The following is a 7,920-nucleotide window of genomic DNA, read 5'->3' on the forward strand; positions in this document are numbered from 1 at the left end:
ACACGATAACTTTAATTATCGCTACAATCAAAATTAAGGCTCTTCAGTATATAGTATGCCAAACTATTAATTAAAGATTAAAATCCTACTTTTAATAAGGGTTTGAACGCCAAAATCATAAAAAAGCTCAAAATGTTAGTAAAAAAGGTTTACTTTTCTTATACAGCATAGCTTACAAGTTTTAGACAATGGATTTTAGCATAGTAAGTACTGAAGAGCCAAAATTAATCTTCGTGTCTAACCCAACCTACAATTAATTACAAATTTTCTTCTACTTTGGCAATTTCCAACATTGTCTTCAATACGGAATCGGGATTTAAACTAATTGAATCAATCCCTTGCTCAACTAAAAACTGAGCAAATTCTGGATAATCGCTTGGTGCTTGTCCGCAAATTCCAATTTTACGGTTATGCTTTTTCACGGATTGAATTGCTAATTTCACCATCCTTTTTACCCCTTCACTACGCTCATCAAACAACCTCGCTACTAACGAAGAATCTCTATCTAATCCCAAGGTTAACTGAGTTAAATCGTTGGAACCAATCGAAAAACCATCGAAAACTTGGGCAAATTCTTCTGCCATTATCACGTTATTTGGTAACTCGCACATCACGTAAACTTGCAAACCATTCACACCCTGCTGCAAACCGTTTTTCGCCATTTCTTTTATTACCAAACGCCCTTCATCGGGAGTACGACAAAAGGGAATCATCGGAATCAAATTAGTCAAACCCATTTCTTCCCGTACCCGCTTTATCGCTTCACACTCCAACGCAAAACCTTCACGATAGCGTTCGTCATAATAACGCGCCGCACCTCGCCAACCTAACATCGGGTTTTCTTCGTTGGGTTCAAATTGTCTTCCTCCCAACAAATTCGCATATTCATTACTTTTAAAATCCGACATCCTGACAATTACCGGCTTAGGATAAAATGCCGCTGTAATTCTAGCGATTCCTTGAGCTAATTTATCGACAAAAAATGCTGGTTTATGCTCGTAAAGTGCGGTTATCTGAGCAATTTTATCTTTTACAAATGCATCTTCCAACTCATCAAAATTAAGCAACGCCATCGGATGAATTTGAATTTGATTGGCAATAATAAATTCAGTGCGAGCCAATCCCACACCATCATTCGGAATTGTAGATAAACGAAATGCTTCTTGAGGATTGCCCACATTCATTAAAATTTGCGTTTGGGTACGAGGTAAATCTTCTAAATGCACTTCTTCCACTACAAAAGGCAACAATCCTTGATAAACCTTACCTTCTTCCCCTTCCGCACAAGAAACCGTTATTTCTTGCGAAGTTTTCAAAACCTCGGTGGCATTTTCACACCCGACAATCGCGGGTACGCCCAACTCTCGCGCAATAATAGCTGAATGACAAGTTCTTCCCCCCGAATTAGTAACGATCGCACTGGCTTTTTTCATAATCGGTTCCCAATCGGGGTCAGTTCGATCCGTTACCAGTACTTCCCCTGCTTGAAACTGCTCGATTTTACTAATATCTAGAATTACCCGCGCTTTTCCCTGACTTATAGATTCCCCGACGGCACGCCCGGTGGTGAGGAGGGAGGGGGTAGAAATATTCATCTTGTCTCCTTGTCCCCTTGTCCCCTTGTCTCCCTGTCCCCCTGTCCCCAAGAATTTATAACTCCGCAGAATATTACTCACCTTCTGCGACTGTACCGTTTCTGGACGGGCTTGGACTATAAATAATTCGTTGGTAATCCCATCTTTTGCCCATTCCATATCCATAGGTGTATATTTACCGTGGACGTTGGAATAATGATCTTCTATCAAGCAAGCCCAACGCGCTAGCTGTAAAATATCTTCGTCGTTTAAAGCAAATTTTGCTCTTTCGGCAGAAGACACCGGCACATTTCTTATATTTTTTGAGCCGTCATCGTAAACCATTTTGATTTCTTTACTACCCAATCTCTTATCAATAATTGGGCGATATCCCGATATCAATGTTGGTTTAAAAACATGATACTCATCGGGATTTACTGAACCTTGAACTACATTTTCCCCCAAACCATAAGCTGCTGTAATCAAAGCCGCATCTTTAAAACCAGTTTCGGTTTCAATGGAAAACATTACCCCAGAAGTTGCTAAATCCGAGCGCACCATTTTTTGCACTCCTACCGCTAGCGCAACATCAAAATGATCGAAGCCTTTGGTTTGTCGATAAGAAATAGCTCTATCTGTAAATAAGGAAGCAAAACAACGATGAGTTGCTGCCAAAACTTCTTCTACCGTGGTGACATTCAGATAAGTTTCCTGCTGCCCCGCGAAACTCGCATCTGGTAAATCTTCAGCAGTTGCACTCGAGCGCACCGCAACATCAGTATCGGCATTATACCGATCGCACAACTTCTTATATGATGTGGCGATCGCACTCCTAAAATCTTTGGGAAATGGAGTATGCAGCAACAACTTCCGCGCTTTAGAAGCTCGGATGCGTAAATTCTGTAAATCCGAAACATCCAAATCGGCAAAAAGATTCCGCAGCTTTTCTTCTAACCCTGCTGACTTAATAAAATAACGATAAGCATAAGCAGTAGTAGCAAAACCAGTAGGAACATTAACCCCTTTCGCACTCAACCTAGCAATCATTTCTCCCAAAGATGCACTTTTTCCGCCAACGATAGGAACATCGTTAATACCAATTTCATCAAACCACAGCACGAATGCTTGTTCTCTGGAAAATTCACCAGTGGTTTTGTTCGCAAGTTCATTCATAATTATTTTCCCCCTGAAAAGATGCAGGAATATTGATTTCTTTTAACCATCAGCAGGCAATGTTAGCTTCTCTCTAACAATTGCTGCTCCAAGTTTCCAACCACCATAACAAAAAAAATAAATAAATTAGGTAGGAGTTTTAAATCAGTCAGTGCTTGTCAAAGGCTCAAGAATATCAATAGACATCTCCGGAAAACATTTCTATGGTTTTAAATTACACACAAACCGCGAGCCCCCCTACCCCCCTTCCCTATGAGGGAATGGGGGTTTTAAGCCTCTCCCCCACTGGGGGAGAGGTTTGGATGCAGTTCTTTTTCTTTTCCGGAGATGTCTAATAGTAGAAAAAAGCTCAAGATCCTTCTTAAGGGAGTTTCAGCTATTTTATGCCTACCGATCAAAAATACAGCTATAAGCTTGACTTTATCTTTACAAAAAGGTATATTGCAATACCACTAAAATAAATATCATTCGTTTCTATCTTAATTAGACAATTAAATACCACATAAAAAAAGACAGCACCCCCCAAACATAAAAGCCATACTCGAACCGTTAACGGCTCTAAATAGCTAACGCAGGGGCGCGCTGACTTCAAAAAATGATATCAAAACTAATTTGGACGGAATTTTTCAGATTAAAAACAGAGATTCTATAGCTGTTGCTAGGATTGAATATTATTTAGTTTGATTCGATCGCTAAAGGAAAAGTCTGTCACTCAATTTTGGATACCGGGATTGATGATTTTAGATTATTGCCATAGTCGAAATGGTCTTGCTTGAAACCATTTATAATTTAATCCAAAATCTAAAATCTAAAATATTCACCAGTTTCTACCAAAACATACACAACAAAGCCGATCTTAAAATTAGTCGTTTTCCCACACCTCTCTACCAATTAAATCCGCTATGCGATCGCGCAGCAAAAATTCGCATTTTTCCAGCTCGCACTCAACACAAACCCACTCTCTAGCGGGTATGTATTGACATAACGTATATATCGGCTGTTGTCGGCTAACTACTCCTTTATGAACCAATCGTCGCGCTTCATCCTGAATCACGTCTAAAGAGTAATTGATAGAAGGCACCGTATTCACACTCATAATTGCCACTCGCTATTTTACACGTAAGTATTATTCCCAAAATTTACCCGAAACGAACATGGTTACAAACCAATTCGTGATTACTTTTTTTTGTAATTTGCTATACGGAACTGACTTTCATTTTGACGCTATAAAACCTCAAAAAATATAAAGATATGTTAAGAAAGTCATGATTTTATGACATATTTTTCAGTTCTGCTAAATATATTTTTTAGAGGTAGTAAATATAACATTAAGATATTTTTTTTGATCGTCCTGTTTTGTGAAAGAACTTTGTCGGCACACTTAAGCGGATAAAATCAATGTAGTAAGCAAGGTTAGTAGTCTTATAAATAGATTGAATAACCTATCTATAGCAATCCCCCCGCTTGAGCGCATCTGTCCGTAGGGGAACAAGCAAAAAAATATCGAATTAACAGAAATGTATAATAATTAGCTTTATATAAAAATTAAATTACAACAAAAAAGCTATACACTTACCTACTGTTAACAATTCCTTAAACAGATTAGTAATTGCTTAGTTAACTAAAATACTACCTACAAAGAAAATACCTCGGATAAATTGCTGTAGCAACTCAGAGATAATTATAAATTGTGCCGAACTTCGCATAAAGCATCATTGATTAATTTCAGCTATCTATCTGGTTTGCGTAGACAGTGAAATGCGCTCGCACAAGGTGTATAATCAATAACTGGTACTCGATAATTAAATCCAATTAATTTACGTAAATTATTGGATAAGACATTGTTAAGTTTCGTAAAGTGCCTAAAATCTGTTGATAATAGGTGTATATAACAATGTATGATATTAGGTTTCGTAAAAGAACTCATAAAAATGTTATAGCGTAAGCTATTACTATCTAATCTAAGAAAATAGACAGATCCCGCATTAAAAAGAATTGATAGCTTGTAGTAAGCCTACTTTCTTGATTTTTTTGGGAATGGAGAGTAGCGAACTAGTACCGCTTCGCGGAAGTAAGAAGTAAGAAGTAAGAAGTAAGAAGTTTGATTTTCTAGGCTTTTCAGCTATTTTTAATGGTTGCCTTATTTACGCCGACTTGTACTAGTTATTCTTCTCTTTGTCTCCCCATCACCCCATCACCCCATCACCCAATACCAATAACCAATTACTAATTCCCCAAGAAACAGAAACAGACGCAACCACCGTCACGCCTGTTATCTGTATTTAGCCAGATTTTAATTCATTAAAAAAACTAATCGCCAAAATTCCCATTCAGTCAATATTTTCTGCCCCTTCTTGAGATTCTGGTTTTTGCCTATCTTGAATTTGGTTTAAAAGCGATAGTACCTTGTTACCCCTTTCAATCGAACGATCTTCTAAGAAAATTACTTCTGGGGTACGACGCAAACGGACTCTTGAACCGAGTTCGCTGCGGACGTAACCAGTTGCCGATTTTAAGCCAGCCATTGTTTCTTCTCTGGCTTCATCGGTACCATAAATTGAAACGTAGATTTTGGCGTGTTGTAAATCGCCAGAAACATCTACATCAGTAACGCTAACCATTCCACTACCCACTCGGTCATCTTTAATTCCGTTGAGCAACATTTGGCTAACTTCCCGTCTAATTAATTCAGCAACGCGGGAAACGCGGCGATTAGTAGCCATAAAAATAGCCTCCTAACAGAGGTTTTACTACAGAATATTTAGCTGGAATTTAATGTGGAGGTCAAACCCCCCACTAAATTGTACTTAAACCAAGCATTGCACGCAGGGTAAAAGAAACAAAAACGAGAATCCCCACTAAGAATCCGACAAAAATAATTGAGGTGATAGGGCGTTTGAACACTGGTTCCACCCAGCCAAACGCATTCAGAAATATACCCAACGCGGTACTTATTAAGTAGCGGGGGTAGCGAGAGACGTTATCCCAAAAACCATCAAACATCTTTTTTTTAGAGCGACTTATTATAAACTGCTTTATTTTTTGATGTACTTACTCATCCGTCATTGTAATCTAAAGCAAGGTAAATCTCTCACCTGCGGATAAAATTCTTAAATCAGTTACCAATTACCAGCTACCAGTTACCAATTGTTCTTCCCTGTTCCCTATTCCCAGATTCGGCGTTCTCTATTCCCTGTTCTATATGATTTTCTAAAACTATCAAATATTGATATTGATTAAAATTTCTTTTACAAACAATGAAAATACTTTAACGTATGCAATAACTTTAGTAGAGGCTCCCTATTTATCCCCGACAAATTAACAGGCAATTAAGGCATTTGTTATTTGTATTTGTAGGGGAATTAGGCGAGTATTTTCACTGTTTGAATGTGATGAAATCATCTATAGTGACTGTAAAATCCTATAAAGGTTGAATAAGCGAAGGTAGGCAAGATGTTATTAACCAAGACTTTAACCTGCTTGAACTTCAGTATTACCGTTACGGATAGACCATGCCATTTCTAGCAATTTAGTCCAGCGCTTTTGTAGTTGTTTGGGAGTACACTTAAGTTCTTTTGCAATTGCTTGGTCGTTTTCTTTAGCACTTTTCAACTCCAACATTTGACGTTGTTGTTCGGAAAGCTGACCGACAAAAGCATCCCACTGAGTGGAAGACATTCCCAATTTTTGCTCTAAAGTTGCACCCAACCACTGGTGTACCAATTGCCAGTTATGAGTCCGGGCAAACTTCTCTACATGGTACTTAAAACGCTGCTGTAGATAATCGCGCTGACGACTAGTTAAACCTAGTATTCTGTCAATTTCTGGAGCGCTGAGGTCTTGCAGTTTCAATGTTAAGTAATCTACACAGTCAGTTTGACCTTGAGCCTGTAAGTAATTCACCAACTCAGAAACTACTCTATCGCGTTCTGCTTCTTCGGCTGGATCGAAGTTGGATTGTGCAACCATTTGCGATCGCACTTGTTGAACTGCGGAACTACGTTGGTAAGCTTCAGCATCTTCGGATTTGGCTGATTCTAAAGCCATTTCCATATCAACGGTGGTTTCTTGAGGTAAACGACGGCTGAAGCCTTGAGCGCGGAGGATAATTAACTGCTGGTTAGCATTGCCCGGTAGAGAAATACGACGCTTGGCATACTGTTCGGTAAATGCCATGTACTCTCCTAATTGCAAGCGAGTCCGGGGAGTGTAATCAGCTGGTAATTCGTTTTCCCGACGAAAGGCTTTAATAGCTTCAATATAAAATGCTTGTAAAAAATCTTCAATCAAGCTGTAACGTGCATCAAAACCTAACTGACAACCGGGGAGACTAATGTGACGGTAAACCATAGAACCAAGAGTGCTATGTAATTCGACCCTACCGCGTCTGGAACCTAGTTGATAGTAGTGCAAGCACTTTTGCAAGCGATGCCGCGATAAACTAACTAACCAAGATTTAACTTGTCCGGATGATTGGATGCGATAGCTTTTTTCGCAAATACGTTCGACTTCTTTAGCTATGCGGTTAGCGACTAATTGAATAGTAGCAGGGGTAGCTTTAACTTGGGACTCTAGCTCTTGACATATCTGCTGAACTAATGCATTGTTAGTATCCTGTGATTGTAAATTTGCAGTTTCATTTGCGGTTTCGTTATCAACAGCAGATGTGGAGGAAGGTAGATTCGCAATGTTTGTTTTCATCATTTTTTAGGATTGGTACTGCACCGTAAGGACTACGGAGCCAGTCTGGGGAGGTACTCCAGAAAGAGCGTTATCTTTCAAGAGTCGCCATCAGCACTGCTCACATTTATGAATGTAAGAAATATCCGTAAGTTCCGGATGGGCTGGTGTGTCGCTTTCTTCGAGTTTATCGAAATTGCCACTGTCACACTCCTGAGTATAAATACTCGAAAACGCCTTAAAACCTTATAAGGTATGGCTTTGTGCCTTAGTGACTCTGCCCCCATTTTAACCTGATGAATGTGACAATTCGAGAATTGGAGTATCAAAATTGATTAAAAATACAAATTAAACCAACAGGCATTTTTGACTTCGGTAAAGAATAAAGGAGAGGGGGTGATGGGGTGATGGGGAGAGAGGGAGACAAGGGGACAAGGGGACAAGGGGACAAGGCGACAAGGGGACAAGGCGACAAGGGGACAAGGCGACAAGG

At 39.3% G+C, this 7,920-nt stretch carries 5 protein-coding genes; all 5 read right to left on the reverse strand.

Translation table 11 applies throughout. The features are described from left to right. Nucleotides 1-257: 257 nt before the first annotated feature. Nucleotides 258-2,747, reverse strand: coding sequence for a phosphoenolpyruvate synthase (ppsA, locus tag ACM03V_RS27220; protein ID WP_414623934.1), 2,490 nt, complete (start codon nucleotides 2,745-2,747; stop codon nucleotides 258-260). Between the two features lie 862 nt (nucleotides 2,748-3,609). After that, nucleotides 3,610-3,843, reverse strand: a complete 234-nt coding sequence (locus ACM03V_RS27225; RefSeq protein ID WP_414623935.1) for a DUF4327 family protein — start codon at nucleotides 3,841-3,843, stop codon at nucleotides 3,610-3,612. Nucleotides 3,844-5,077: 1,234 nt separating this feature from the next. Then, a complete protein-coding gene (gene rbfA, locus ACM03V_RS27230; protein WP_414623936.1) occupies nucleotides 5,078-5,470 on the reverse strand; it encodes a 30S ribosome-binding factor RbfA in 393 nt (130 codons plus the stop codon). A gap of 73 nt (nucleotides 5,471-5,543) precedes the next feature. Beyond that, nucleotides 5,544-5,750, reverse strand: coding sequence for a DUF751 family protein (locus tag ACM03V_RS27235; protein ID WP_414623937.1), 207 nt, complete (start codon nucleotides 5,748-5,750; stop codon nucleotides 5,544-5,546). A 468-nt stretch (nucleotides 5,751-6,218) separates the two neighbouring features. Then, the gene (locus tag ACM03V_RS27240; protein WP_414623939.1) at nucleotides 6,219-7,448 is read right to left on the reverse strand and encodes a HetZ-related protein; all 1,230 of its coding nucleotides are present in this window, start codon (nucleotides 7,446-7,448) and stop codon (nucleotides 6,219-6,221) included. Nucleotides 7,449-7,920 lie beyond the last annotated feature (472 nt).

It is taken from the genome of Calothrix sp. CCY 0018 (assembly GCF_963920925.1).
In the GTDB taxonomy this organism is placed as follows: domain Bacteria; phylum Cyanobacteriota; class Cyanobacteriia; order Cyanobacteriales; family Nostocaceae; genus Rivularia.